23 protein-coding genes and 1 tRNA gene are annotated in these 23328 nt (G+C 58.7%); 20 read left to right on the forward strand and 4 right to left on the reverse strand.

Annotation, left to right across the window (positions count from 1 at the left end; genetic code table 11):
- Positions 1 to 178 precede the first annotated feature (178 nt).
- From AC2FIO_RS09255 to AC2FIO_RS09350, 20 genes are all read left to right on the forward strand, one after another.
- Positions 179 to 1855: a cytochrome D1 domain-containing protein gene (locus tag AC2FIO_RS09255; protein WP_058277288.1), complete on the forward strand. Its 1677-nt coding sequence runs from the start codon at positions 179 to 181 to the stop codon at positions 1853 to 1855.
- A 124-nt stretch (positions 1856 to 1979) separates the two neighbouring features.
- Complete coding sequence (locus tag AC2FIO_RS09260) at positions 1980 to 3767, forward strand: NapC/NirT family cytochrome c (protein WP_496697129.1); 1788 nt, start codon at positions 1980 to 1982, stop codon at positions 3765 to 3767.
- A 55-nt stretch (positions 3768 to 3822) separates the two neighbouring features.
- Positions 3823 to 4224 (forward strand): cupredoxin domain-containing protein, encoded by a 402-nt coding sequence (locus AC2FIO_RS09265; RefSeq protein ID WP_058274917.1) that lies wholly within the window; start codon positions 3823 to 3825, stop codon positions 4222 to 4224.
- Between the two features lie 190 nt (positions 4225 to 4414).
- Positions 4415 to 5176 carry a uroporphyrinogen-III C-methyltransferase gene (gene cobA, locus AC2FIO_RS09270; protein WP_496697132.1) on the forward strand — a complete coding sequence of 254 codons (762 nt, stop codon included), beginning with the start codon at positions 4415 to 4417 and terminating at the stop codon, positions 5174 to 5176.
- Positions 5169 to 5519, forward strand: coding sequence for a c-type cytochrome (locus tag AC2FIO_RS09275; protein WP_058274919.1), 351 nt, complete (start codon positions 5169 to 5171; stop codon positions 5517 to 5519). The genes cobA and AC2FIO_RS09275 overlap by 8 nt, the downstream gene beginning before the upstream one ends.
- Entirely contained in the window at positions 5516 to 6661 is a 1146-nt protein-coding gene (locus tag AC2FIO_RS09280; protein ID WP_496697134.1) for a cytochrome D1 domain-containing protein, read from the forward strand. The genes AC2FIO_RS09275 and AC2FIO_RS09280 overlap by 4 nt, the downstream gene beginning before the upstream one ends.
- A gap of 3 nt (positions 6662 to 6664) precedes the next feature.
- Complete coding sequence (ahbB, locus tag AC2FIO_RS09285) at positions 6665 to 7654, forward strand: siroheme decarboxylase subunit beta (protein WP_496697136.1); 990 nt, start codon at positions 6665 to 6667, stop codon at positions 7652 to 7654.
- Complete coding sequence (locus AC2FIO_RS09290) at positions 7651 to 8100, forward strand: Lrp/AsnC family transcriptional regulator (RefSeq protein WP_282170243.1); 450 nt, start codon at positions 7651 to 7653, stop codon at positions 8098 to 8100. Before ahbB (AC2FIO_RS09285) ends, AC2FIO_RS09290 begins: the two co-directional genes overlap by 4 nt.
- Positions 8097 to 8579 (forward strand): siroheme decarboxylase subunit beta, encoded by a 483-nt coding sequence (gene ahbB, locus AC2FIO_RS09295; protein WP_496697139.1) that lies wholly within the window; start codon positions 8097 to 8099, stop codon positions 8577 to 8579. The genes AC2FIO_RS09290 and ahbB (AC2FIO_RS09295) overlap by 4 nt, the downstream gene beginning before the upstream one ends.
- 3 nt (positions 8580 to 8582) lie before the next feature.
- Positions 8583 to 9797 (forward strand): heme d1 biosynthesis radical SAM protein NirJ, encoded by a 1215-nt coding sequence (nirJ, locus tag AC2FIO_RS09300; protein ID WP_282170241.1) that lies wholly within the window; start codon positions 8583 to 8585, stop codon positions 9795 to 9797.
- Positions 9772 to 11325, forward strand: a complete 1554-nt coding sequence (locus AC2FIO_RS09305; protein ID WP_496697141.1) for a cytochrome D1 domain-containing protein — start codon at positions 9772 to 9774, stop codon at positions 11323 to 11325. The genes nirJ and AC2FIO_RS09305 overlap by 26 nt, the downstream gene beginning before the upstream one ends.
- On the forward strand, positions 11282 to 11545 hold the full coding sequence (locus AC2FIO_RS09310; protein WP_496697143.1) for a hypothetical protein: 264 nt from the start codon (positions 11282 to 11284) through the stop codon (positions 11543 to 11545). Before AC2FIO_RS09305 ends, AC2FIO_RS09310 begins: the two co-directional genes overlap by 44 nt.
- Positions 11546 to 11634: 89 nt before the next feature.
- Positions 11635 to 12099, forward strand: coding sequence for a hypothetical protein (locus tag AC2FIO_RS09315; protein WP_058274927.1), 465 nt, complete (start codon positions 11635 to 11637; stop codon positions 12097 to 12099).
- 44 nt (positions 12100 to 12143) lie between these two features.
- Entirely contained in the window at positions 12144 to 14267 is a 2124-nt protein-coding gene (locus AC2FIO_RS09320; protein ID WP_496697639.1) for a 4Fe-4S binding protein, read from the forward strand.
- 13 nt (positions 14268 to 14280) lie between these two features.
- Complete coding sequence (nosZ, locus tag AC2FIO_RS09325) at positions 14281 to 16188, forward strand: TAT-dependent nitrous-oxide reductase (protein ID WP_496697145.1); 1908 nt, start codon at positions 14281 to 14283, stop codon at positions 16186 to 16188.
- A 3-nt stretch (positions 16189 to 16191) separates the two neighbouring features.
- The gene (locus tag AC2FIO_RS09330) at positions 16192 to 17448 is read left to right on the forward strand and encodes a nitrous oxide reductase family maturation protein NosD (protein ID WP_496697147.1); all 1257 of its coding nucleotides are present in this window, start codon (positions 16192 to 16194) and stop codon (positions 17446 to 17448) included.
- Positions 17438 to 18331 (forward strand): ABC transporter ATP-binding protein, encoded by an 894-nt coding sequence (locus tag AC2FIO_RS09335; protein ID WP_496697149.1) that lies wholly within the window; start codon positions 17438 to 17440, stop codon positions 18329 to 18331. The genes AC2FIO_RS09330 and AC2FIO_RS09335 overlap by 11 nt, the downstream gene beginning before the upstream one ends.
- The gene (locus AC2FIO_RS09340; RefSeq protein WP_282121458.1) at positions 18328 to 19149 is read left to right on the forward strand and encodes an ABC transporter permease; all 822 of its coding nucleotides are present in this window, start codon (positions 18328 to 18330) and stop codon (positions 19147 to 19149) included. The genes AC2FIO_RS09335 and AC2FIO_RS09340 overlap by 4 nt, the downstream gene beginning before the upstream one ends.
- Positions 19146 to 19661 (forward strand): nitrous oxide reductase accessory protein NosL, encoded by a 516-nt coding sequence (locus AC2FIO_RS09345; RefSeq protein ID WP_496697151.1) that lies wholly within the window; start codon positions 19146 to 19148, stop codon positions 19659 to 19661. Before AC2FIO_RS09340 ends, AC2FIO_RS09345 begins: the two co-directional genes overlap by 4 nt.
- Entirely contained in the window at positions 19658 to 20551 is an 894-nt protein-coding gene (locus AC2FIO_RS09350) for an FAD:protein FMN transferase (protein WP_496697153.1), read from the forward strand. Before AC2FIO_RS09345 ends, AC2FIO_RS09350 begins: the two co-directional genes overlap by 4 nt.
- Positions 20552 to 20632: 81 nt before the next feature.
- Here AC2FIO_RS09350 and AC2FIO_RS09355 read toward each other — a convergent pair.
- From AC2FIO_RS09355 to AC2FIO_RS09370, 4 genes are all read right to left on the reverse strand, one after another.
- Positions 20633 to 20722, reverse strand: a tRNA-Ser gene (locus AC2FIO_RS09355).
- Positions 20723 to 20893: 171 nt separating this feature from the next.
- Positions 20894 to 21967: a hypothetical protein gene (locus tag AC2FIO_RS09360; RefSeq protein ID WP_496697155.1), complete on the reverse strand. Its 1074-nt coding sequence runs from the start codon at positions 21965 to 21967 to the stop codon at positions 20894 to 20896.
- A gap of 135 nt (positions 21968 to 22102) precedes the next feature.
- A complete protein-coding gene (locus AC2FIO_RS09365; protein ID WP_058275224.1) occupies positions 22103 to 22420 on the reverse strand; it encodes a DUF3775 domain-containing protein in 318 nt (105 codons plus the stop codon).
- Positions 22421 to 22507: 87 nt separating this feature from the next.
- Entirely contained in the window at positions 22508 to 23281 is a 774-nt protein-coding gene (locus tag AC2FIO_RS09370) for a DUF1365 domain-containing protein (RefSeq protein ID WP_496697157.1), read from the reverse strand.
- Positions 23282 to 23328: the final 47 nt, after the last annotated feature.

A 23328-nucleotide genomic window follows, 5' to 3' on the forward strand; every position in this document is an offset into this window, starting at 1 on the left:
TTAACCAAAATCAAAACGGCGGAAAACATGCCTCTAAAACACAGATTTTCTGAGGTTTTTTGGGTGAATTTTTGCATCTCCACCCCGGTTTACGCCCCATCCGTTGACTTTCGTCAAGGAGCCGAAGGCTTCGGTGGGCCAACCTTAGCCCTGCCTCACCAGCAAATGGAGAGTGATCATGTCACTTGGAATCAGCTACAAAAAAACTGGCCGTGCCTTTGGGGTCGGTTTGGCGATGCTGCTGGGCAGCGTCGCTGCTCCGACACTCGCCGAAGAGCCAACCCTTGATAAGGACGCCTTTGAATCGTCAAAACAATTGTACTTTGAACGCTGCGCTGGCTGTCACGGCGTGTTGCGCAAAGGGGCGACGGGCAAAAGCCTTGAACCATTGGTGGAAACGAAAAACGCCGACGGCACCGTGACCGAATCCGGCACCCTCAAACTAGGACAGGAACGGCTCGAAAAAATTATCGCTTGGGGCACCGAAGGCGGGATGAACAACTTCTCGGACGTTATGTCTGAGGACGAGATCAGCAATATGGCGACCTATATCCAGATGGAGCCACCCAAGCCGCCGGAAATGTCGCTTGAGCAAATGATGGCGACCCGTAAGGTCTATGTCGAACCCGAAGATTACCCAAGCGAGCCGCTGCATGGCCGCAATTGGGAAAACTTCTTTGTGGTTATCGAACGTGACGTGGGCAAGGTGGCTGTGATCGACGGCGACACCAAAGAAGTGCTGGCGCATATTCCGACAGGCTATGCCGTGCACGTTCTGAAAGCGTCCGAGCACCATAAACTGGAAGAGCCGGAAAACCCTGGCCGCTTCTGGTACACCATGGGCCGCGACGGCAAGATGACCAAGATCGACCTGTGGCAGAACCCTGAGAATATGCTCGTGGCCGAGGTCACCATTGGCTATGACGCCCGCGACGTGGCCGTTTCTGGTGATGGTAAATACGTGATCGGTGGGGCTTATTGGCCGCCGCATTTCGCGATCGTCGATGCCGAAACAATGGAACCGAAGAAGGTTGTCTCGACCCGAGGCTACAACGTGGACGGGGACTATGTGGAAGAGGCGCGTGTTGCCGCGATCTACACCACTCCGAACGAGCCAACCTGGATCGTAGCTGTGAAAGAACTTGGCCAGCTGTGGCAGGTCGATTATTCCGATCTGGATAACCTGCGGATCGACAAGATCGACAGCGCCAAGTTCCTGCATGACGGGTTCTTTGATCCAACCGGCCGTTACTTCCAGATCGCCGCGAACGCGTCGAACAAGATGGTTGTGGTCGATACCGAAACCCACAAGTTGGAAGCCATGATCGACACGGCGCCGCTGCCGCACCCCGGCCCGGGCGCCAACTGGGAAGACCCGAATTGTGGCCCGGTTGCCGGTACGACCCACTTGGGCGAAGGCACTGTCACCGTGTGGGGCAACGACCCCGAAGGTCGTCCGGATGACGCCTGGAAAGTCTGCTACGAGGTGGAAACCGACGGACCCGGTCTGTTCATTCGGACACACCCGGAATCGGACTATATCTGGGCCGACCAGACCAAGCACCCTGAGCCTGAGGTTCAGCAATCGGTGCAGGTCATTGACAAGGCAACCGGTGAGATCGTGAAAACGATCCAGATCACAGAAGAGGAAGGCAACGTCGCAGTCCACTTCGAGTTCAACCAGGACGGTTCCGAGGTTTGGGTTTCCAAGTGGAACCGCTCGACCTCGAAGGAAGCGAACGGTGAGATCGTGATCTACGACGCCAAGACGCTGGAAGAGATTGGCCGCGTGAAGGGGCTGTTTGCACCGACCGGCAAATTCAACGTCTACAACCGGTCGAACCACGTAACCTGACGGATTCTCTACCAACTTCGGAAAGGGCGGGCCCCTCGCCCGCCCTTTCCTCGTTTGTTCACTTAGCCAAACTCACCGGCCTGCCATCCAAGGCCAGACAAGACAGCCAAAACGGAGCCCGGACATGACTTCCGAACCGGATAAGAAAAAACCGATCTGGCGCCGGTATTTCCTGTGGGGAATGCCTGTGGCTGGTATTGCCGCAGCCTTTGTCGGCGGCATCATCTTCTGGGGTGGTTTCAACACCGCCATGGAAGCCACCAACACCAAAGATTTCTGTATCTCTTGTCACGAGATGCGCGATTTTGTCTACGAAGAATACACCGGCACGATCCATGACGTGAACCGGTCCGGTGTCGGTGCGGTCTGTTCCGACTGTCACGTGCCCAAGGACTGGACCCACAAGATGATCCGCAAGATCAAGGCGTCCAAAGAGCTGTACGGCAAGGTGGTTGGCACCATCAACACGCGTGAGAAGTTCGAAGCCAAACGCGTGCATCTGGCGATGAATGAGTGGGAACGGATGAAGGCCACCGACTCACGTGAATGCCGCAACTGTCACGACTTTGAATCGATGATGCCTGAATTCCAGAAACCCCGCGCGCGTCAACAGCACCTGAACGCGATGACTGTGGGCCAGACCTGTATCGACTGTCACAAGGGGATTGCGCACTCGGACGCCCGCGACCGGGCCGACGAAGAGTATCTGGAAGAGCTTGAAGCGCCGAACCCCGACTTTATCCGTCAGATCCCGCCAGAATATATGGCGAGCCTTGAACGGATCGAAGCCAAGGAAGCCGCGGAAGCCGAGACCGAGAAAGCCGCCAAACAAGCGCAGCATGAAGCCGTGCAGGCTCAAATCGCTGCGGCGGTGGATGCGGCCGTGGCCGAAGAACGCGCCAAATCCAACGGTGAGGAAGCAGCAGCGCCCGCAAGCGGGGGTGGTGATGATGTCGGCGCGGATATCGACTGGAACGCGGTTGCCAGCGCCGATTTGAAACTGTTCTACCCCGGTCAGGCTTCGTTTGAATGGGTCCAGAACGGTAAATTCCACGGCGGCGCGCGTCCTCTGACCAAAGGTGGAGACCAGTGTACGACCTGCCACGCCAAAGAGCTGGACACGATCGGCAACAAGATTGTTGCAGGCGGCGAATTGGAACCGACACCGATCCCCGGCAAACGCGGCGTAATCGACGCAACCGTTCAGGCAGCACATGATGACGAAAACCTGTATGTCCGCCTGCAATGGCCGGATGCAGGCCACAACCCTGCACCCTTCGTGGATGGCGGCAAAATGGATCCCGACAACCAGATAAAGGTCGCCATGATGATCACCGGCACCGGAATCGAGTTGGGTGATCAGGTAGGCTGCTGGGCTTCGTGCCACGCCGACAACAGCTATATGCCCTTTGACCCCGGCGCGGATGCGATTGCCGCCAATGGCGACGTCGCAGGTCGCATGTCCGCGCAGGACACCGTGACCAAATACATCAGCGAAAGCCGCATGGATGTCGAAATCAAAGGCCGCCGTGGCAAAGCACTAGGCGGTTGGGACAAGCTGGAGGCCGAAGCACAGATCGAGCAGTACCTGGCAGACGGCACCTATCTAGACCTGATGCGCGTCTACGCCGATGGCAGCGCGACAAACGGCTATCTGCTGGAACAGCGCGTGGTCAATGACGGTGAAATCGCCGCCTCGGCGAACCTGTCCGGTGGCATGTGGACCGTGGTCTTTACCCGGCCGCTGAACTCGGGCGCGCCGGGTGACGTCCCGCTCGAGCCCGGCCAGACCTATACGGTTGGTTTTGCGATCCACGACGATTTCGCCGCCGCCCGGTTCCACCATGTCACGCTGGACACCAGCCTGGCATTGGACGACGACGCCGCCTTCATCAACGTGGTCAAACAATAACAGATCGGGGCCGGGCACTCCGGCCCCACCCCATTTTGGAAAGGAGACTTGGACGATGAAACCCCAACACCTTCTTCCTGCCCTGCTTTTTCTGTCCGCGCCAGTATGGGCTGAGGACACTGCCGAGCTGTGCGCCGAAGCCGAAGACCGTTATCTCACGCTTTTTGGCCAGCCAACCTCGGCGGTCGAGGATGCCGAGGTGGTGCTGATGTACAAGTACAACTTCTGCCCATCCGAACTGACCGTGAAGGCCGGCACCACAGTCCGTTGGGTCAATGTCGACAAGCGGACCAGCCACTCGGTCTTGCTGAAGGATGGCGGTAAGCCGGAAAGCGACCGGTTGTTCCCTGAAGAAACGGTCGAGATTACCTTCCTTACCCCGGGCCCGCAGGAATACCTGTGTGGCCCGCATTGGGAGACACAGAACATGATCGGAATGATCACAGTCGAACCCTGAGCCGAGGCAAAAATACAGGCAGAAAGAAAGGAGCGCGGGCGCAAATCCCGCGCTCCTTAACTTTAGTCAAGGAAACAGCGCAGTTAATGCGCAAACCTACCAGCATGACACGCCCGGTTGGCCCAGCGACGTCCTCAATTCGCCGAATGGACCCGGGTTTCGAAGACATTCAGACCAAGCGAGTTTGCACATGAGCGGTAAGGTTTTTCTGATTGGTGCCGGTCCCGGCGACCCCGAACTCATGACCCTGCGCGCACTGCGCATGCTGCAAGAGGCCGATGTGGTTGTGTATGACCGGCTGGTCTCGGCCGACATTCTGGACCTGCATGCCCCCGGCGCGCGGCTGATCCCGGTCGGCAAAGCGCCCAAGTGCCATACGGTGCCGCAGGATCGCATCAATGACATTCTGGTAAAAGAGGCCCGCGCTGGTCATACCGTAGCGCGTTTGAAGGGTGGCGACCCGATGATCTTTGGCCGCGGCTCTGAAGAGGCCGCATATCTGATGGCGCACGGTATCGCCATTGAATACGCGCCAGGCATCACAGCGGCACAGGGGGCATCCAGTTCCACTGGCGTGCCGCTGACCCATCGCGGCCTGGCAACATCGGTTCAATATGTCACCGGTCACAGGCAAGCCGACAAAGTGCTGGACCTAGATTGGAAACGGCTGGCCGATCCTGACGCGACGCTAGTCATCTACATGGGTGTCGCAAATATCGGTCAGATCGCCATGGGCCTGATGACGGAAAACCTGCCTGGCTCGACGCCTGTTTTGGCCGTAGGCAAAGCGACAACGCCAGACGAGCGTCGACTTGTTTCAAGACTGGACAAATTGGCGGCGGATGTGCGCGAGGCGGATCTGAAGGCCCCGACGCTGTTTATCGTCGGGCAAGTGGTTACCCTTTATGCGGATCAACCCGTGGCGAACCTGCTGGAGCAGGCCCATGGTTAGTGATGTCCAATCGAATGGCGGGCTTCCGGCATGGGCCTCACGCGCTTTACTCACAACGGCCGTCCTCATAGCAACGTCAGCCCTTGCCGCCGATGTGCTTGATGGCAACGCGCTCAAACGGCTTGTGCATCAGGATTGCGGCTCTTGCCACGGGTTGTCTCTGAAAGGCGGTCTTGGGCCGGATCTACGGTCCAAATCGTTGGAGCATTACGATGCAAACGTTCTAACCGACGTCATCCTTGACGGTATCCCCGGCACTGCAATGCCCCCGTGGCGGCCCCTGATCAGCGAAGAAGAGGCCGAATGGATCGCCCATTACCTGCTGGAACAGGAGGAACAATGAAACACTTTTTCCTTGGTCTCGCGGCCATCCTGATGATGACAACGGCGCAAGCCGAACCCACCGCCACCGGCGACTTAGGCCTGGTGATCGAACGGGCCAAGGGCTCGGTCTTGCTGATTGATCAATCAGACCGTGTCGCGCTGGCGCGGATCGAAGGGCTTGGCGACCTGTCCCATGCCTCGCTGGTCTATTCGCCTGATGAACGCTTTGCCTATGTTTTTGGCCGTGATGGGGGCCTGACCAAGGTCGATATCGTCACACGCCAGATCGTGATCAGAGTCGTGCAGGCGGGCAATGCTATTGGCGGCGCGATTTCGGATGACGGCCAATTGGTAGCCGTATCGAATTATGAACCCGGCGGTGTGCGGGTCTTTGATGCCAACACGCTTGAAATGGTTGCCGACATCCCCACCGATAGCAAAACCATCGGTCTGGTCGACGCACCAGGCCGCCGGTTCGTGTTCACCATGTGGGACACGGGCGAGACCTGGATTGCCGATTTCTCGGCGGGCAAGCCAGAAATCACCAAGATCTTCGACATGGGCAAGAACCCCTATGACGCGCTTATCACCGCCAATGGTCGGACCTACATCACCGGGCTATTCGGCGAAGACGGGCTGACAGCGCTGGACCTCTGGGCCGACAACCCCGAACCGATCCGCGTGTTACCCGACTATGGTCGTGGTCAGGAAGAGATGCCCGTCTACAAGATGCCCCATCTGGAAGGCTGGGCACTAACGGGGCGCGAGTTTGTGCTGCCCGCCGTCGGCCATCACGAGGTGCTCTGGATCGACGCCGATACCCTGACGGAAACCGGGCGCACCCAAACCCATGGCCAGCCTGTCTTTGCCATGTCGCGACCGGATGGGCGAGAGGTCTGGGTGAACTTTGCCCACCCGCTGAACGACACGATCCAGGTGATCGACAGTGTCAGCAAAGAGATCATCCACGAGTTCAAACCGGGGCCTGCAGTGCTGCATATGGAGTTCACCCCGCGTGGGCATGAGGTCTGGATCAGCGTGCGCGATGCCAACAAGGTCATTGTTTACGACACACAAACTTTCGAAAAGCTGCGCGAGATCGAGGCGGACAGCCCATCTGGCATCTTCTTCACCGCCCGCGCGCACAAAACGGGGCTGTAGGCGATGGAACATATCACCGACCCGATCGATCGACGCCTACTGGATGAATTTCAACGAAATTTTCCGGTAACGGACCGCCCTTTCCAGGTTTTGGCTTTCACGTTGGGGCTGGACGAGATTGAAGTGTTGGATCGCCTAGCCCGAATGCGGGCGACCGGCCGGATTACGAGAGTCGGCGCGACCATTGCCCCTGGCGCGGTTTCTGCCAGCACTCTGGCCACCGTCGCTGCACCGGGTGAACGCCTGGAAGAAGTGGCCGCTATGATCGACGCCGAACCGGGTGTGAACCATAACTACCAGCGCGAGGACAAATGGAACCTCTGGTTCGTGGCAACCGGTCCAGACCGGGCGCATGTAAATGACACGCTGGCTCGGATCGCCCAGCGCACAGGGCTGCAGGTTCTCGACCTTCGGTTGGTTCGTCCGTTCAACGTGGATCTGGGGTTTCGCATGTCCGGCAAGACCCGAAACGTTCCAAGCCCGCGCAAGATAGATCGATCGGTCTTGCAAGAAGGCGATCGCGCGTTGCTTCAAGCCCTCAGTTCGGGTTTGCCGCTGGTCGCTGAACCCTATGCCGTGCTGGCCCAGTCAATAGGTCGCGACGCTGCGGGTGTGATGGATCGGATCGAGGTACTGCACAGAGCCGGTATCATCTCGCGCCTGGGCGTGATCGTGCGCCACCGTGCGCTCGGATGGTCAGCCAATGCAATGGTTGTCTGGGACTTGCCATCCGAACAGATCGACGCCGCCGGTCCTGCCCTTGCAGCCCACCCCGGAGTGACCTTGTGCTATGAACGGTGTCCGGCCGAAGGGGTCTGGCCTTATCGCCTTTACTCAATGATCCACGCCCGCACCCGCAGCGAAGCGCTGGAGATTCTGGCCAGTGCGCGCGCGCTGCCGGACCTGTTTGGCGCGCAGCACAAGGTTTTGTTCTCGACGCGCTGTTTCAAACAGACCGGCGCGCTGATCCAACCGAAAGAGGCCGCCGCATGAAACTGGATGGAACCGATCGCGCGATCCTGAATCGGATGCAGGACGATCTACCCTTGGTATCGCACCCTTATGCAACCGTGGCAGAGGAGTTGGGCATTCCTGAAAGCGAAGTGCTTAACCGCCTGACCCATATGAAAGACAGCCGAGTGATCACGCGCTTTGGTCCGTTCTTCGACGCCGCCGCCATGGGGGGCGCTTTTTGCCTGTGTGCAATGGCGGTGCCAACTGAAGAATTCGAAACCGTCCTGACCAAAGTCAATGCGCATGCAGAGGTTGCCCACAATTATGAACGTACGCACCGGCTGAACATGTGGTTCGTGCTGGCCACTGAAACTCCCGAGGGGATCGTGGGCACTGCTGATGCAATCGAACGGGAAACGGGGATCTGCGTTCTTCGTTTCCCCAAACTACAGGAATTTTTCATCGGCTTTCGGGTGGCGGCATGATCGACGCAACAGATCGAGAGATTATCGAGGCGCTGCAAGGCGGGCTGCCCCTTGTGCCCGCGCCTTATGCGCAGGTGGCCGAGATACTTGGCATGGATGAGGATGCCCTTTTGTACCGCTTGGCCGAGTTGAAGTCGCGGGGTGCGATCCGTCGCATCGCTGCCGCGCCGAACCACTACAAATTGGGCATGACATCGAACGGGATGACCGTCTGGGATGTGGATGACGACCGGATCACCGAATTAGGCGCCCGGATCGGCGCGTTGCCCTTTGTCACCCATTGCTATGAACGCCCCCGCGCCCTGCCCGATTGGCCATACAATCTGTTCGCCATGGTACACGGCGCTGATCGTGACGAGGTCGAAGCAAAGCACGCCGAAATTGCTGACATTCTAGGCGATGCCTGCCGGGCCAAGGACATCCTCTATTCCACGCGCATCCTGAAGAAAACCGGGTTGCGCCTGAAAACGAAAGGCTGAGACATGTTCCGCCTGACCGAATACATGCACCAACTCGTCAAACCGACACCAGTGCGTAAACGCCGGCCCGGCCCGGTGAAGCCGGTGGTGATCTGGAACCTGACGCGGCGCTGCAATTTGAAATGCCGCCATTGCTATACTGTTTCGGCGGATGTGGCCTTCCCGGGTGAGCTCAGCCATGAGCAAGCCATGGTAACCCTTGAGGATCTGGGCCAATTTCGCGTCCCGGCCCTGATCCTCTCGGGTGGAGAACCACTGGACCGGTTCGATTTCTTTGACATCGCCAAACGGGCCCGCGATCTGGTACCGATGCTGGCATTGTCGACCAACGGCACGCGGATCTATGACGAAACCGCGGATATGATTGCCGATGTGGGGTTCAACTATGTGGGTATCTCGCTGGACGGTATCGGGGCCACAAATGACTGGTTCCGAGGGGTCGAAGGCGCCTTTGCCGACGCCCTGCGCGGCGTGCGTGAGTGTAAGAAACGCGGCATCAAGGTGGGACTTCGGTTTTGCCTGACTGAAGGTACTCAACACCATCTGCCCGATCTGCTGCAGCTGTGCGATGACGAGGGTGTCGACAAGTTCTACTTGTCCCATCTGGTCTATGCAGGTCGTGGAGACAAGAACCGAGGCGAAGATGCTGAACATCTGCGCACACGGAGCGGGCTGGACCTGCTGTTGGAGCGCGCATGGGAGGCTGCCTCGGGTGGTCGTCCTCTGGATATCGTGACCGGTAATAATGACGCTGACGCGGGGTATTTCCTGAACTGGGTCCGCGCGCGTTTCGATGCTGAAAAAACAGCTCATGTACGCAAGCATCTGGCGGCATGGGGTGGCAACTCCAGCGGCCTAGGCGTGGCCAATATCGACAATCTGGGCCGCGTACACCCCGACACTTACTGGTCGGACTACACTGTCGGCAATGTGAAGACCCGGTCGTTCTCGGAACTTTGGACCGGCGATGATCAAATGTTGGCCATGCTGCGCACACGTCCCCGCCCCTTGAAAGGGCGCTGCGGCGCCTGTCAGCTCAAGGATGTCTGTGGCGGCAACACCCGTATCCGGGCTTTGCAGGTGACCGGCGACCCGTGGGCGGAAGATCCAGCATGCTATCTGTCAAACCAAGAAATCGGCGTGGATGAGGCGGGCGATCGCCTGCAGGTCACGCCGTTCCGGGGGAAACGCCATGATCCGGCGCATCAGTTCTTCTAAGACACTCAAACTCGGCACTCTCTGCTCGCTGTTGTTGATCGGAACCGCATGGGCTGACGCTCCTTCGGATTACGCTGAATTTTGTGCGTCCTGCCACGGCGAAAACCGCTTAGGCGGCGTGGGTCCGGCGCTTATCCCTGAAACGCTGAAGCGGATGCGCGGTCCTCGCGTTGCCGCAGTTATCGCCGAAGGGCGGACCGCAACCCAAATGCCTGCCTTCTCGCACGAGCTCGACGCTTTGCAGATTGAAGAACTGGCGGGTTGGTTGAAATCACCGCTGGAAAGCGATCCCGAGTGGGGTGAGGCCGACATAATGGCCAGCCGAATTCTGGACGAGAATTACGTCGCAGTTGAAGCACCCATCTGGGACAGCGACCCGATGAACATTACTCTGGCTGTCGAGACAGGGGACCATCATGTCAGCGTGCTGGACGGTGACACTTTCGAGGTTTTGGACCGGTTCGAGACACCCTTTGCCGTTCATGGCGGTCCAAAATTCAGCCCAGACGGGCGATATGTGTTCATCATGTCACGTGATGGCTGGGTCCAGAAGTATGACATCTGGGCCTTGGAACAGGTTGGCCGCGTGCGCGCTGGCCTAAACAGTCGCAACATCGCCATGTCGGGCGATGGCAAATGGGTGGCAGTGGCAAATTACCTGCCCAACAGCCTGACCTTGCTGTCGACCGAAGACCTGTCCGTGGTCAAGGTCATCGACATCAAAAGCAAGAAGGGCAAGCCCAGCCGCGTTTCCGCGGTCTATCAGGCCCCCCCACGCGAGAGCTTTGTTCTGGCCCTCAAGGATGTGCCCGAGATCTGGGAGGTCTTCTACGGGGCCAATCCTCCTCAATTTGGTATCGGTCATGATTTCCGCATCGAAGGACAATTCAAGAACCCCGACCCCTTCCCGGTGCGCAAGATCACCACGCCGGACTATCTGGACGATTTCTTTTTCGACCAGAGCTATGAATACGTCATGGGCGCATCCCGCGGCGGCGAGGGCGGTCAGGTGATTGATCTGGTCATCGGTCAGAAGGTCGCCGATCTGGATCTGCCGGGGATGCCGCATCTGGGCTCGGGGATCACGTGGAGGTATGGCGATACGACCGTGATGGCAACGCCGCACCTGACCGACGGCACCGTATCCGTGATCAACATGGAGACATGGAAAACTGTTAAGCAGATCAAAACCGAAGGGCCGGGGTTCTTCATGCGCAGCCATGAGAATTCGCCATACGTCTGGGCCGATGTGTTCTTTGGGCCCAACAAGGATGCGATGCATGTAATTGACAAGCAAAGCCTTGAAATTGTTAGAACTCTACGCCCTGCACCGGGTAAAACCGTGGCCCATGTGGAGTTCACAAAGGACGGCAGCCACGCTTTGGTGTCCATCTGGGAAGATGATGGCGCGGTGATCGTTTATGACGCGCAAACATTGGAAGAGGTCCGCCGCCTGCCGATGCGCAAACCTTCAGGGAAATACAATGTCTGGAACAAAATCACCTTCTCAGAAGGCACCAGCCACTGAGGGTAATTGGCCGGTCTGGAAACTGGCCATCCTTTTGTATCCGGCCACGGCTTTGACCGTGGCCATCAACCTGTTTCTAGCGGGGCTGATCGCCAACAGCGCCGGGTTTGGCGTGATTACGCCTGTAGCCGCGATCCTGTGGTCGATTCCCCTGGGCGTACCCGCCGCGTGGTTGGCAGGGCGTTGGTTGCGCGGGTTGATGGATGAAGCGGACGAATAACGCGAAATTTCCTGCAGCCTAACCGAAGTCAAGTATCACCAAGCGAGAATCCCCTACGACTTAGGAACGATTTCCGAGTTGGATTCTCCATGCCCGCCCTTAGCCCTCTGCACAGCCTCCCTGTTCGCGCGTTACGTGCGACGTGTGCGTTGGCGGGTATCCTTATGCTGTTGTTGCAAACGATCGGTCCGGCGCTGGCGAGTCCCGGCCAAAGCATGTGGGTGGAAATCTGCTCGGAGGCAGGGGCGGTCTGGGTCCAGATAGACCTTGAGGAGGAAGACCTGGACCCAACCGCGCCCTGCCCCAAATGCGCCGATTGCGCCCTGTGTGCTGTCACCTCGGCTGCCCCGGTGCCGAACTGGCCTTTCCTGGCACGGGACAACGCTATTCACACCGAACACTCTTCGCCCCGCGATCTGGTTCAGGTCTGCAGCTTGAAACGATTGTGGCCTGAAACCCGTGGCCCCCCGGCTGCGCCCAAGAAATACCTCGAACGCGCCCAGCGCGCGTCCATAGCGTCAATCCAAGTATCCGGAGGTGCGCTGTGGCCGTAAGTCGCGCAATCCAATTCCTGCTGGCCCTTACCCTGTCCTGCCTGATGGCGATCAGTGCCCATGCTGACAGCCTCGCCAGCTTCCTGCCTGACATCACCCCTTCTGAGTTGGCCCCTGAAGCCGATGCCTTTGGTCCCGTGCGCGATGACGTGCCCGTTGCTCCGGTTCTAAAGGGCGGCGAGACCATCGCATGGGCTTTTCTGACCTCGGATTTCGTCGGCACCACCGGCTATTCCGGCAAGCCCATCCACGTGGTCGCCGCCATCGACGACGACGCAGTTCTGGCCGGAGTGAAACTAGTCAAACACTCGGAACCCATTGTTCTGATTGGCATCCCCAATTCGCGCATGGTCGAGTTGACCGAAGGTTATGCCGGGCTGGACCTAAAAGTCGAAGCTGAGACCGGTGGTGAGGGGCATGACCTCGATATCATTTCGGGCGCGACTGTGACGATCATGGTGATTGATGACAGCCTGGTTCGTGGCGGCATCAAGGTAGCCCGTGCGCTGGGTCTGGGTGGTCTGTCGCCGCTACAGGCCGATGGTCCCAAGCGCGAAATCGATATGGCTAAGAACTCAGTCTATGACTGGACCACTCTGTCCGGCGATGGCTCGGTCCGGCGCCTGACTTTGGATGTCGGTCAGGTCAATGCCGCCTTTGCAGCCACAGGCGATCAGCGCGCCATCAAACGCCCGGAACCGGGCGAGCCGAATGACACGTTCATCGACATGCATGTGGCGCTGGTCTCGGTCCCATCGGTCGGCAAGTCCCTGTTGGGCGAGGCCGAATATCAGAATCTGACCGAGTGGCTGGACGAAGGTGAACAGGCCATTCTGGTGCTGGGGCGTGGGGCTTACAGCTTCAAGGGTTCAGGCTATGTGCGCGGCGGAATTTTCGACCGGATTCAGCTTATTCAGGGCGACAATTCGGTGCGGTTCTTTGACAAGCAGCAAGAGCGTCTGGGCAAGGTTGCGGCCCCGGATGCGCCCAGCTTCACCGAACTGGATATCTTCAAGATCCCTGCCGAGGCCGAGTTTGACCCCGCCGAGCCGTTCCGCCTCCAATTGCTGGTGCAACGGGCCGTGGGCGCGGTTGAGAAGACGTTCCTGACCTTCGATCTAGGCTACAAACTGCCCGAGCAATACCTGCTGCCCGTCACTGCCCCTGCGGTCGTAGACGATGCCACGGGCGAAGCCGCAGCCAAAGCCGCACTTTGGAAGCGCATCTGGAAGGACCGCACGGTCGAGATCGCCGTGCTCGGCATCATGCTGCTGGTTCTGACGGCGACGTTCTTCTTCCAGTTCCACGCGACGATGAATGCACGGGTCTTCTACTGGTTCCGCATTGGATACCTGACCATGACCCTGTTCTTCATTGGCTGGTACGCCAATGCACAGCTGAGCGTCGTGAACCTAATGGCATTGGCGGGCAGCCTGCGGACCGGCTTCTCATGGGATGCGTTCCTGCTGGATCCACTGGTCTTCATCCAATGGTTTGCCGTCGCCGCCGCGTTGCTATTCTGGGGCCGTGGTGCCTACTGCGGCTGGCTGTGTCCATTCGGCGCACTGCAGGAGCTGACCAACAAGATCGCGCGGGCCTTACGCGTCCCGCAATGGACGCTGCCTTGGGGCCTGAACGAACGCCTCTGGCCCGCAAAATACATGATCTTCCTGGGTCTCTTCGGCCTCAGCTTCGTCTCGATCCCGCTGGCCGAGACTTATGCCGAGATCGAACCCTTCAAGACGGCAATCATTCTGAAATTCATGCGGGACTGGCCCTTCGTGGTCTTTGCGCTGACCCTGCTGGGGATCGGGCTGTTCATCGAACGGTTCTACTGCCGCTACCTCTGCCCGCTGGGCGGAGCGCTGGCCATCCCCGCCCGAATTCGCATGTTCGACTGGCTGCGCCGCTACAAGGATTGCGGCACGCCTTGCCAAACCTGCGCCAACGAATGCCCCGTTCAGGCCATCCACCCCACCGGTGAGATCAATCCGAACGAGTGCGTCACCTGCCTGCATTGTCAGGTGCTCTACCAGTCCGAGGACAAATGTCCCGTCGTTATCCGCCAGCTCAAGCGGCGGGCCAAGACAGGGTCGGTCGATCTCAAGACCCCACTCGGACAACCACCGGCGAACCATCCGAACGCCAAACCGAAAACCGTTTCCTAAAGGAGGAACGATCATGTCGGAACATGACAACAAACTGAACATCACACGTCGCGGGATGTTGGGCGCAACCGCAACCGGCGCCGTGCTGGCCGGGACCGGTCTGGGTTCGACCCTGATGACCGCAAAACAGGCCAGCGCCGCCGCCAATGCCAATCTGCAGCCCGGCGAACTGGACGAATATTACGGCTTCTGGTCCTCGGGTCAGACCGGTGAACTGCGTATCCTGGGCTTCCCTTCCATGCGCGAGCTGATGCGGGTGCCGGTCTTCAACCGCTGCTCGGCCACCGGTTGGGGCCAGACCAACGAGTCGCTGAAGATCATGACCGATGGTCTGCTGCCGGAAACCAAGGAATTTCTCGCCAAGCGCGGCATGAAAACCTATGACAACGGCGACCTGCACCACCCGCATATGTCGTTCACCGATGGTACCTATGATGGCCGCTATCTGTTCATGAACGACAAGGCCAACACCCGCGTCGCCCGCGTGCGCTGCGATGTGATGAAATGCGACAAGATCACCGAGATTCCGAATGCCAAGGCGATCCACGGTCTACGTCCGCAGAAATTCCCGCGCACCGGCTATGTCTTTGCCAATGGTGAGGATGAAACCCCGCTGGTCAATGACGGCACAGTGCTGGACGATCCATCGCAATACGTGAACATCTTCACCGCGCTGGACGGCGACACCATGGAGGTGGCATGGCAGGTGATGGTTTCGGGTAACCTCGACAACACCGACTGCGACTATCAGGGCAAATACGCCTATTCGACCTCGTACAACTCGGAAATGGGTATGAACCTGGCCGAGATGACCGAGAACGAGCTGGACCACGTCGTTGTCTTCAACATCGCTGAAATCGAGGCGGGGATCGAGGCTGGTGACTATCAGGAGCTGAAAGGCGTCAAAGTTCTGGACGGCCGTAAGGGTCAAAACAAGAAATACACCCGTTACATTCCGATCCCGAACTCGCCGCATGGCATCAACACCGCGCCTGACGGCAAGCACGTCTGCATCAATGGCAAGCTGTCGCCGACCGTTTCGATCATGGACGTTACCAAGCTGGACGCCCTGTTCGAAAGCGATGCCGATCCACGGTCCTGCATCGTGGGTGAGCCGCAGCTAGGTCTTGGCCCGCTTCACACCGCTTATGACGGTCAGGGCAACGCGTTCACCACGCTGTTCCTGGACAGCCAGATCGTGAAGTGGAACATCGACAAGGCAATCGAGGCTTACGGCGGTGCCGATGTGGACCCGATCATCTCGAAGGTCGACGTGCATTATCAGCCGGGTCACAACTCGACATCGATGGGTGAAACGAAGGACGCCGACGGCAAGTGGCTGATTTCGATGAACAAGTTCTCGAAGGACCGCTTCCTGAACGTCGGCCCTCTGAAGCCCGAGAACGAGCAGCTGATCGACATCTCAACCAACGAGATGAAGGTGGTTCACGACGGCCCGACCTTTGCGGAACCGCATGACTCGATCATCGTCCGCAGCGACATCGTCAATCCGGTCAACGTCTGGGATCGCGCCGACGTCACCTGGGAAGATGCCCGCAAACAGGCCGAGGCTGATGGCATCGATCTGGAAGAAGGTGCCGAGGAACCCATCCGCGATGGCAACAAGGTGCGGGTCTACATGACATCGCAGGCGCCGACCTTCAGCCTTGAGAAGTTCACCGTCAAACAGGGCGACGAGGTAACAATCTACGTCACCAATCTGGATGACGTGGACGACGTAACCCATGGCTTCTGCCTGGGTAACTACGGCATCGCCTTCGAGATCGGGCCAATGGCAACCGCGTCGATCACCTTCACTGCGGACCGTCCGGGCGTGCACTGGTTCTATTGCCAGTGGTTCTGCCACGCGCTGCATATGGAAATGCGCGGCCGGATGCTGGTCGAACCGGCGGGAGCATAACCCATGCGTTGGCCCCTGCTCATACCGCTCCTGCTTGGCTCGCCCCTTTGGGCGGCGGACTGGGATGTGCCCAACCGGGCGGGGGCCATCAATGAAACACTGGCGCAGGCGGCGGATGGAGACACCCTCCGCCTGAGCCCCGGTGTCTACACCGAAACACTTGTGCTGGACCGGCCCGTCACCATCGACGGGCTGGGACAGGCCACCATCGACGGACAAGGTGAAGGCAGTGTCATCACCGTGACCGGGCCCGGTGTAACCGTGCGCGGTCTGACAGTGATTGGTTCCGGTTCAAGCCATGACGGGATCGACAGTGGCATCCAGCTGACCAAAACGGCTAAGGCGCCGGTGGTCGAGGATAACGTGCTGCTGGGCAATCTTTATGGCGTGGACATTCATGGTGCCAAGGACAGCATCGTTCGTGGTAATCGCATTGAAGGTCGCCAAGACCAGCGAATGAACGACCGTGGAAACGGAGTCTATGTCTGGAACGCGCCCGGTTCCGTGGTGGATAGCAATGACATCCGCTATGGCCGCGACGGGATCTTTGTGAACTCGTCGAAAAAGAACACCTTCACCGGCAACCTGTTCCGCGACCTGCGTTTTGCGGTGCATTACATGTATGCGGACGACTCAGTTGTCAGTGACAATGTCTCGATCGGTAACGATCTGGGTTATGCGGTGATGTTCACGACCAATGTGAAAGTCGCCGACAACGTCTCAATCGGTGACCGTGAACATGGCGTGATGCTGAACTACGCCAACAAGAGTCAGATCACCGGCAATGTCGTGATCGGTGCCAAGGAAAAATGCACCTTCCTCTATAACTCCAACAAGAACGAATTCACCGACAACTGGTTCCAAGGATGCGGCATCGGTATCCACTTTACTGCCGGGTCCGAGCGCAACCGGATCGTCGGAAACGCCTTTGTCGGCAACCGGACCCAAGTGAAATACGTTTCGACCAAATGGGTCGAGTGGTCCGAAGACGGGCGCGGCAATTACTGGTCCGATTTTGCGGCCTATGACGTGGACGGCGACGGCATCGCCGACGCCCCTTATCGCCCCAATGACAGTATGGACCATGTGCTGTGGACCCAACCCGCGGCCAAACTTTTGCTCGGCTCCCCCGCCGTGCAACTGGTGCGCTGGTCCCAATCGGCCTTCCCGGCGCTGTTGCCGGGCGGTGTGATGGACAGCAACCCACTGATGCAAGCCCCTGAACCCCCAGCAATGAAAAAGGTGCCTCATGACGGATAAGGCCCTGAGTATTACCCAAGTCAGCAAGGACCGAGGTAAAACCCGTGTTCTTGACGATATCACCCTGTCTCTTGCCCCTGGTCAGCGCGTGGCGCTGCTGGGCCATAACGGCGCGGGCAAGTCGACCCTGATCAAATCTATCCTCGGTCTAACATCGATCCATGTCGGAACCATCCGGATCGGAGATGCCACTCCCGGCAGTGCGCAGGCGCGGCGGGATACTGCCTATTTGCCTGAGGCAGTGTCGTTTCATCCTGCGCTGACGGGCCGCGAGCAGCTGACCTTATTTGCGCAACTTTCCGGGTCCAGGGCCGATGTCCCCAGCCTGCTGGACCGCGTGGGCCTTGGCAACGCTCTGGACCGCCGGATCGGAACCTACTCTAAAGGCATGCGCCAACGTCAGGGTTTGGCGCAAGTGCTGCTGGGCCGGCCAAAAGTGGCGCTGTTGGATGAGCCAACAAGTGGTTTGGACCCGATCTCGCGGCAAGACCTATATGCCATCATCGATGAATTGGCCGGGCAAGGCACAGCGGTCCTGATTGCCTCCCACGCTCTCACCGAGGTCGAAGCCCGCACCGACCGCATCGCCATCATGCGCGAGGGCCGAATGGTTGCGGATGACACGCTCAACAATCTGTCGGCGCTGGCTGGCCTGCCGATCCGCCTCAAAGTGCGTGCCAGCGCGAACCCCGAAGCACTTGCCGCCGAACTGGGCGGCAACCGGATCAACGGAGCATCTGTGGAACTGCTCTGCTCGCCGGATGACAAGATGGAGGCTCTGCGCCGCATCGCCGGACTGGGCGACGCCGTGGCGGATGTGGAAATGACCCCGCCCAAACTTGAAGACCTCTACCGCCATTATGCACAGGAGGAGATGCAATGACCCGCTTCCTCGCCATCACCCGCACCGAAATGTTGATCCTGCGCCGCAACCGCTGGCTGTTGATGGCCACCCTGATAATGGTCCTGTTCGCCTTGGCCCTGACCTTTGCAGGCAGCGCGCCGACCGGCACGCTGGGCGTCGATATGCTGACGGTCTCGGTCGCTTCGATGACCACGCTTTCGGTCTATCTTGCGCCGCTGCTGGCGCTGATGATCGCTTTCGACGCCATAGCAGGCGACGTGGACCGGGGCAGTCTGTCGTTGCTGCTATCCTACCCCGCCGGACGCGGAGAAATTCTGCTGGGCAAATTCACCGCCCATCTAGCGGCATTGGCCTTTGCCATGACCATCGGTTTCGGCACCGCAGGCGCAGTGGCAGCGTGGTTCGGTGGGGCGGGCCCCGAAAGCCTGATGGCTCTGGCGCGCCTAATCCTTACCTCCATCTTGCTGGGCGCCGTTTTTCTGGCGCTGGGATACCTGCTGTCTGCTCTGGCAAGGGGCGCTACGGCGGCGGCAGGTCTGTCGGCCGGGCTCTGGCTGGTCTTTGTCGTCCTCTATGATCTTGGCTTGTTGGGAGCCGTGGTCATGGACAAGGGCGGCACATTCACCCAATCCGTCTTTCCATGGGTGATGGTGGCCAACCCGGCCGACGCATTTCGGTTGTGGAACATCGCCGCGACCGAAGGCGTCGCAATGGCGTCCGGCATGACCGGTGCGGCCCAAGCTCTGCCCGTCTGGGCCGCGCCTGCCTCGCTGCTGATCTGGCCGGTATTGGGCTTTGCTCTTGCCCGTGCCGCCTTCCGGAGGGTTGAGCCGTGAAACGTCTTGTGTTGATTGCGCTGATTGCCTTGGCGGCTTGCAAAGAGGAGGTCGCAGTTACCCCCGACCCGGTTGATCTGACTCCCGATGCGCTGAGCTTCTTCTGCCAAATGAATATCGCCGAGCATGGTGGCCCCAAAGGGCAGATCCATCTGGAAGGTTATCCCGCACCACTGTTCTTTGCACAGGTACGGGACATGGTGGCCTACCTCAAAAGCCCGGAGCGAGACGCCGACATAACTGCCATTTATGTCAGTGATATGAGTGTCGCGCCCAACTGGCTGCAACCAGGTGTGTCCAACTGGATCGCCGCCGATGTCGCCACTTTTGTTGTCGGCTCCGACGTCGCGGGCGGCATGGGGGCACGTGAAGTGGTGCCGTTTTCAAACCCCGATGATGCCGCATCATTCATCGACCAATATGGCGGCAACGCTTTGCCCCTATCCGGCATTCCCGATGCCGAGGTATTGGGCCCTGTCGATCTGGACCTGCTACTGGAGACACCCGCATGACCCTTCTGTCTCGCCGCCGGTTTCTGACCATCTCGGCTGCAAGCGCGGCCTGCCCTGCAATCGCTAGCCCTGCTACAGCAGCACGGTGGCGTGGTTCCGCGTTGGGCGCACCGGCAAGCATGCAGTTGGCCGGGCTGACAGATACCCAAGCCCGCCCCGTTTTTGCCGCCGTCGAAGCCGAAGTCACACGGCTGGAAGATATCTTCAGCCTGTATCGCCCGAAATCCCAACTTTCGCGCCTGAACCGCGATGGGTTTCTTATGCAACCAGCGCCCGAGCTCTTGAGCCTGTTCAGCCTGTGCACAGTTTTGCACCAGAATTCAGGGGGCGCTTTTGACCCGACAATCCAGCCTCTCTGGGCTGCTCTGATCAACGGTGACGACGCCACAACCGCCCGCAAATCCATCGGGTGGGACAAGGTCACGGTTAATAACGATGTCATCCGCCTGCCCTTCCCAGGGCAGTCGGCGCTGACTCTGAATGGAGTAGCGCAAGGGGCAATCACAGATCGCATTGCTGCGCTGCTCAGATCAAAGGGGTTGCAAGACGTTTTGGTCGATATGGGGGAAGTCGTGGCCCTGGGACAAACTCACAATGGACGCGATTGGCAAGTCGGTTTGGCAGGCGCCGAAGGTCAGATCACTAAGCGTATCTCTCTGCGCGACCGAGCTGTTGCGACCTCTGATGCCGGTAACCTGATGCTGACTGACGCTCACGGTCACATCCTCAGCCCCGCCGGTCAAACACCAGCGCGCCGGGTTTTGTCGGTATCTGCAAACTCCGCAGCGCTCGCCGATGGGCTTTCAACAGCCCTGTGCGCTCTGTCTGACGGAGATATACCGAGCGTTCTGAAACGTTTCCAAGATGCGCGACTAGAGATGAAAGTCTAACCAGGACCACACGCCCGGACAAAAACGTCGCGTATCATCGGCAACAAATGAGTTCGCGATTACGTCCGATTCAGAGTGTAATGGCGGAGACGAAGGGATTCGAACCCTCGAGACCCTTCCGGGCCTACTCCCTTAGCAGGGGAGCGCCTTCGACCACTCGGCCACGTCTCCGCTGGCGGGTATATCCTTGCATGTCGACCAGATACAAGACGATTTTGATCGAGCGCGATATTTTTCTGAAATCGATTGCGCTGATGCTGTTGGGATGCATTTGCTTGGCGAAAGCGCTGCCCCATCTGTTCCCTAATGCGATTTGGAACTATGAGGAGCGTCACCGCGACGTTAGCCCGGTTCGTCAGCTTCGATTGCCGCTCGCATGAGAAACAGTGTCGCCGGGTCCAGATTATTTTGAGCCATAATAGCTTCGAAGTTGGGGTTCAGTGCGTTGGTGCCCCAAGGTCGTACGGCCAGGGCAATCCAAATCGCAACAGTGCTGTCTTTGTCCAACTGATGCCTAAACACATCCAAGATCCGGGGTCGCAACTTGGGATAGGTCGTTCCGCCATCGGCCAGACTGCGGATCAGGAATCGCTTTTCGTCAGCCGTGCGTCCAGACCGTTCCAGCGACTTTTCGATTTCAAGTATTGCCTGTTCCCCATCCACTGCGATACCCGCCAAACCCCAGTCGTACAGGTTGAGACCCCCACTGCGAAGCGCGCTTTGATAGCCAAGCCTTACACGTTCTTTGGCCTTTGGATCCGACTGAAGACCCAACAATCGGATAAGTGCCGGTGCGTAAGCTAGACGATTGGGATTGCGCAGGTCCTGCAATAATTGGGCGATTGGCACGGCATCGGTCAGGTGGGTCAAAAGCCAATAGGGCGCGCGATGGATTTCGATCAACGCCGTGTTGCGCAACAGGCGATCTTCATGTGTGAGATAGGCACTAAAAAAGGCAACCTGCGCCGCGCGATCCGGCGCGCCACTGGCCCAGCCCTGCCCTTCGGCACGCAGTGTTTCAAGGAAATGGGCCCGATCCGGTGTCATCAAGAACCCCTTGGTCCAACCGCTGGGCAGGCTGCGGCCGGCCTTGTCCTGATACCCCGTCCCGTAGACCATCAAAACCGTTCTGTCCGGATTCGCACGAAAGGCGGATCGCATGACGCTGTCGACCAGGAAAGGTATTTCGGGCAAAGCCTCAACCTGTTCCGGCGTGCCTTTCAAAACCGAAACGGGGGTGAACCTGAAAGGGTTGTCTGGCGACGGTGCCGCCAGCACGATCACACGCGCCGAAAGAATCCGGTCCGCCAGAGAATACTCCGGAAGCTCAACGCAGACGCCGCAGGCTTGAGCCGGGCGAGGCTCGAAGCCCACGCAAAGCGCGAGTACCGCAAGCATTTGCAAGACGCGCCACATGGATCACGCTCCGTCTAAAAGCACCCCAGCCTGAATGCGGGCTTTCGGGTTTCCTGATCATGTTATCCAAAAACCGGCTATTCGGCGAATGGTTTGCAATTTGCAGGCTGCACCGGTTGCACATAGCCGCTGCACTTACATCAGGTCGTTTTCCACGTCCTCAGCCGAGATGCCCAGTGCATCCAAGCCATTTTCAAGGTGATCCGACAAGTGCGGCGTACCAATCAGGTAGTCCGCGCAAGGGGTCGAAGCCTCGGACTTGGCTGTTGCAATGGCCTCAGGCAAATCTTCGGCGAAAAAGCTTTCGCGCCCGACCCACATGACAGCCACCAGTTCGGCCTGTTCGTCCTCGCTCATCCGGTCGATGAAGGCGCGCAATTCGCCCTCGGCGCGACCCAACTCGCGCCCCATCATCGCAACCTGAGCGATTTTCCTTGGCGAAATTTCCATCATGACCCAGCTCCTCGTATTCGCGGTTTCAATAATACCACAACCATGAGGAGGGGGCTGAGTCTTTGATCTTAAGCAAAGACCTAAGCGCTAAGGCTTGCGACTGCGAGATATCGGCCGATCGGGCACAGGGGCGGTTCGGAACGGGACAAACCGGGCCTTTTTGATCTTAAGTTTGATCGCCTGCCAGATAATCAGGAAAAACGCACGCCGCGCACCGAAGGGGCGCCGCAGCAACGACCACACGATCGCCCGGTTGGACAGCGGTGCACGCGGTCCGGTCAGGGTGGCAATCAATCCACCCGCTTTTCGACCATAGTCAATCCAGACGCCGATACGCTCGGGGCGATGGTCGAACCGGAACTCATACGTCCCTTCGATCTTTTGAAACGGTGAGACATGCATCAGCTTGTCCGCAACGATGCGATCAGTCGGCTGGATCGGGGCAAACCCGGGATTGTTGCACAGATAGCTGTGGCGCGTGCCGTAAGTGTTCGTAACCTCTGCTACCACCGCATATAGTTGTTCATCGGCATCGAAACAGAACCAGAAGCTGACCGGATTGAAGACATGCCCCAGCACCCGTGGCTGCGTCAGCAACTCAAGTCTTGCAGGTTGCGTCACACCCATTTCGTTGAATTTGGCTCGCAACCACGCCGCACCCTTCCCATTGCCGGGTTCACCGCCATGGTCACGATCTCGCCAATACATCGCATTTACGCGGTTCATCGAAAACAAAAGCGGTGTGTCAGGCCGGGCTTCGGGGTCCAACAGGATGTAGTCGATGGAATACCGGAACGCATTCTCGATCCCGCCTTTTCGACCGTGGTAAGTATGGCCTGAAATATGGTCGATCCTGTTCATTCTCGTCAGTGTTCCAATTCGCCTGCAAGCCGTTCAAACGGCGCTGT

This window comes from Ruegeria sp. CDSB086 (assembly GCF_059611065.1).

Excerpts from the sequence above, each read along its gene's own strand:
- AC2FIO_RS09255 (WP_058277288.1), top strand. The coding sequence starts at position 179 with ATGTCACTTGGAATCAGCTACAAAAAAACTGGCCGTGCCTTTGGGGTC.
- AC2FIO_RS09260 (WP_496697129.1), top strand. The coding sequence starts at position 1,980 with ATGACTTCCGAACCGGATAAGAAAAAACCGATCTGGCGCCGGTATTTC.
- AC2FIO_RS09265 (WP_058274917.1), top strand. The coding sequence starts at position 3,823 with ATGAAACCCCAACACCTTCTTCCTGCCCTGCTTTTTCTGTCCGCGCCA.
- cobA (WP_496697132.1), top strand. The coding sequence starts at position 4,415 with ATGAGCGGTAAGGTTTTTCTGATTGGTGCCGGTCCCGGCGACCCCGAA.
- AC2FIO_RS09275 (WP_058274919.1), top strand. The coding sequence starts at position 5,169 with ATGGTTAGTGATGTCCAATCGAATGGCGGGCTTCCGGCATGGGCCTCA.
- AC2FIO_RS09280 (WP_496697134.1), top strand. The coding sequence starts at position 5,516 with ATGAAACACTTTTTCCTTGGTCTCGCGGCCATCCTGATGATGACAACG.
- ahbB (WP_496697136.1), top strand. The coding sequence starts at position 6,665 with ATGGAACATATCACCGACCCGATCGATCGACGCCTACTGGATGAATTT.
- AC2FIO_RS09290 (WP_282170243.1), top strand. The coding sequence starts at position 7,651 with ATGAAACTGGATGGAACCGATCGCGCGATCCTGAATCGGATGCAGGAC.
- ahbB (WP_496697139.1), top strand. The coding sequence starts at position 8,097 with ATGATCGACGCAACAGATCGAGAGATTATCGAGGCGCTGCAAGGCGGG.
- nirJ (WP_282170241.1), top strand. The coding sequence starts at position 8,583 with ATGTTCCGCCTGACCGAATACATGCACCAACTCGTCAAACCGACACCA.
- AC2FIO_RS09305 (WP_496697141.1), top strand. The coding sequence starts at position 9,772 with ATGATCCGGCGCATCAGTTCTTCTAAGACACTCAAACTCGGCACTCTC.
- AC2FIO_RS09310 (WP_496697143.1), top strand. The coding sequence starts at position 11,282 with ATGTCTGGAACAAAATCACCTTCTCAGAAGGCACCAGCCACTGAGGGT.
- AC2FIO_RS09315 (WP_058274927.1), top strand. The coding sequence starts at position 11,635 with ATGCCCGCCCTTAGCCCTCTGCACAGCCTCCCTGTTCGCGCGTTACGT.
- AC2FIO_RS09320 (WP_496697639.1), top strand. The coding sequence starts at position 12,144 with ATGGCGATCAGTGCCCATGCTGACAGCCTCGCCAGCTTCCTGCCTGAC.
- nosZ (WP_496697145.1), top strand. The coding sequence starts at position 14,281 with ATGTCGGAACATGACAACAAACTGAACATCACACGTCGCGGGATGTTG.
- AC2FIO_RS09330 (WP_496697147.1), top strand. The coding sequence starts at position 16,192 with ATGCGTTGGCCCCTGCTCATACCGCTCCTGCTTGGCTCGCCCCTTTGG.
- AC2FIO_RS09335 (WP_496697149.1), top strand. The coding sequence starts at position 17,438 with ATGACGGATAAGGCCCTGAGTATTACCCAAGTCAGCAAGGACCGAGGT.
- AC2FIO_RS09340 (WP_282121458.1), top strand. The coding sequence starts at position 18,328 with ATGACCCGCTTCCTCGCCATCACCCGCACCGAAATGTTGATCCTGCGC.
- AC2FIO_RS09350 (WP_496697153.1), top strand. The coding sequence starts at position 19,658 with ATGACCCTTCTGTCTCGCCGCCGGTTTCTGACCATCTCGGCTGCAAGC.
- AC2FIO_RS09360 (WP_496697155.1), bottom strand. The coding sequence starts at position 21,967 with ATGTGGCGCGTCTTGCAAATGCTTGCGGTACTCGCGCTTTGCGTGGGC.
- AC2FIO_RS09365 (WP_058275224.1), bottom strand. The coding sequence starts at position 22,420 with ATGATGGAAATTTCGCCAAGGAAAATCGCTCAGGTTGCGATGATGGGG.
- AC2FIO_RS09370 (WP_496697157.1), bottom strand. The coding sequence starts at position 23,281 with ATGAACAGGATCGACCATATTTCAGGCCATACTTACCACGGTCGAAAA.